The organism is Shewanella sp. 11B5, assembly GCF_002836795.1.
Taxonomy (GTDB): domain Bacteria; phylum Pseudomonadota; class Gammaproteobacteria; order Enterobacterales; family Shewanellaceae; genus Shewanella; species Shewanella frigidimarina.
In genome coordinates, this window is the sequence record NZ_PJAP01001076.1 from 1 (window position 1) to 2379 (window position 2379).

At 39.8% G+C, this 2379-nt stretch carries 5 protein-coding genes; all 5 read right to left on the minus strand.

Features of this window, described 5'->3' with window-relative positions; translation table 11 throughout:
* Positions 1 to 131: 131 nt before the first annotated feature.
* Entirely contained in the window at positions 132 to 470 is a 339-nt protein-coding gene (locus CXF78_RS20475) for a TusE/DsrC/DsvC family sulfur relay protein (RefSeq protein ID WP_102037793.1), read from the minus strand.
* On the minus strand, positions 464 to 772 hold the full coding sequence (gene tusB / locus CXF78_RS20480; RefSeq protein WP_102037794.1) for a sulfurtransferase complex subunit TusB: 309 nt from the start codon (positions 770 to 772) through the stop codon (positions 464 to 466). Before tusB ends, CXF78_RS20475 begins: the two co-directional genes overlap by 7 nt.
* Positions 769 to 1125 carry a sulfurtransferase complex subunit TusC gene (gene tusC / locus CXF78_RS20485; protein WP_102037795.1) on the minus strand — a complete coding sequence of 119 codons (357 nt, stop codon included), beginning with the start codon at positions 1123 to 1125 and terminating at the stop codon, positions 769 to 771. Before tusC ends, tusB begins: the two co-directional genes overlap by 4 nt.
* Before the next feature lie 19 nt (positions 1126 to 1144).
* Positions 1145 to 1534: a sulfurtransferase complex subunit TusD gene (gene tusD, locus CXF78_RS20490; protein WP_102037796.1), complete on the minus strand. Its 390-nt coding sequence runs from the start codon at positions 1532 to 1534 to the stop codon at positions 1145 to 1147.
* Positions 1535 to 1599: 65 nt separating this feature from the next.
* Positions 1600 to 2259, minus strand: coding sequence for a Bax inhibitor-1/YccA family protein (locus tag CXF78_RS20495; RefSeq protein ID WP_011637270.1), 660 nt, complete (start codon positions 2257 to 2259; stop codon positions 1600 to 1602).
* Positions 2260 to 2379: the final 120 nt, after the last annotated feature.

A 2379-nucleotide genomic window follows, 5' to 3' on the forward strand; every position in this document is an offset into this window, starting at 1 on the left:
ATTGTTCAACTAGCTCAAGCAGCATTTATAGTGATAGAAAATATATTTCCCAAATAACCTCAGTTAAGGTTAGCCATTTAAAAAGCCCGCTTAAGTTATCTTGAGCGGGCTTTTTTGTCAGTACTAATCAGCTATAAACATTTTGCTGGTTTGGGTAAGCCTGCAATTTTAGTTGCTTGTTTTGCAGGGCCAATCGGAAACAAGGTATATAAGTATTTAGAGTTACCTTTATCCGCTCCTAAACGTTGACCGATAGCTTTGACCAGCACACGTATAGCAGGACTGGTTTTGTACTCCAGATAAAAATCACGCACAAAACGGATGACTTCCCAGTGTTGCTCGGTTAACTCAATGTTCTCAGTGGCGGCAATCACAGCGGCCATAGATTCTTGCCAGTCATTTACATTTTTTAAATAGCCCTGATGATCGGTTTCAATTTGTTGGCCATTAAATTCAAAAAAGTTTACCAAGTTATCACCTTCTCGTGTAACAAAGATTGTTCAACAAATTGTGAATAATCAATAATATCAAAAGAGCCCGCAGCTTCACTGGCTAAAATAATCATCAAGCGATCAAATAAACCCCTAGCGACAACATCATCTTGTAGCACAAACAGCTTTACGTCTGCTAAAGCTTGTTGCCACTGGGTTTGTAATAAACAATTCACTGCATCGCTAGACAATAAAATACTGTCTGTAGGGTGAATATAGCGTAAGCATGTACTTAAGGCGTCGTCAGCCATTACTGATGTTTGGATATGATGTAATATCAAAATACTAATACCTCATCAGCGGCTTGCAGGGTTTGAGTAATGACCTCTGGAGTCGCAACTGTCGCTGCAATACTAAGGTCATTAGGCTGTAATCCTAAAGTGTGCATTGACTCTGCACACACCAACACGGTATCAATATCGTAAAGAGAAAGCGCTTTAAATGCCGCTACATAATCTTTAGATCCTGCTTGCTCAGGTGTTTGGCCTGCCAGTAAATGTAATACCGCTTCATTGGTAAATATAATACTCACTTGTTGTTCAAAGCTGGCACTGAGCATGGCAAAATCCAGCCCTTCGCGGGTACTGGTGGTACCCAATGGTGCATGCCTAAACATAATTGCCAGTGATTTCATTGTCTTTTCCACTAATACGTTAAAAGCTAATCAACCTGTCAGCTTGTTCAATACCGACCACTAATTCACCCAAACCGCCCATGGTAAAGGCGTCACTGCTATTCCATTGTGGTTTACCATTCTCTGTAGCATCTTGTGGTGATAACACACCACGACGCAGCGCAGCAGACACACAATTGGTTAGCGGTATTGAATGTTCTGATGACAATGATTGCCAATTGGAATGCATATCAATTTCGTCAGATGCAGGACAGGTGAGAGCATTACTATTGGTTACGCCATCTTGATAGAAAAAGACGTTGATAATTTGATGGCCATTAGCTAATGCGCTTTGGCAAAATGATAACGCGCGAAAACTGGCTGTAGAGCCATAAACGCTGCCGTTTACTTGAATGATGAATTTGCTCATTATAAAAAAAATGACCCTAATGTAGGGTCATTTTAACGTAATTTGCTGATGAACTCTATCGACGATTAGTCGTCGCTGCCAATACCCATTAAATGTAGTAGGCTTATGAACAAGTTCAAAAAATCTAAGTACAATGAAATAGTCGCACGAACGTAGTTTGTTTCGCCGCCATTCACGATACGACTAGTGTCATATAGAATGAAACCAGTCATTAGCAACGCAATACCTGCATTCATTGCCATAAATAATATTGAGCTACCAACGAATATGTTAATGACCATAGCACCGATCATTACTAATAAACCCGCAAATAAGAAGCCGCCCATAAATGAGAAGTCTTTCTTAGTGGTTAACGCATAAGCTGAAAGCGATACGAAAATGATAGAGGTTAACCCTAATGCCTGCATAATTAAGCCAGGGCCATTTGCCATACCAGCATAATGGTTAAGAATGTAACCGAGCGACGCGCCTTGCATACCGGTAAAGGCAAACACCCAAAATATAGCAGCAGCACTGTCGGCTTTTTTAAGGGTTACAAATAATAACACTAAGCTACCCAGTGATAAGCCTAATGACATCATTGGGCCAATGTTGATTGCCATGGCTAAACCTGCAGTTACTGCAGAAAATGCCAATGTCATTGCCAGCAACATATAAGTGTTTTTTAGCATTTTGTTGACATCAGTAGTCGATAGACTAGGTGATATAACTGATTGTTGATTCATTATCGTCTCCAGGTGTTAACTCAATGATTTGCTCAAAGAGAAAAATATCTTTCACAAAAAAATATTTCACTCTGAAGCTAAATCCTTTTGTATAGCGTAAGCAATGTACATTAAACAAAA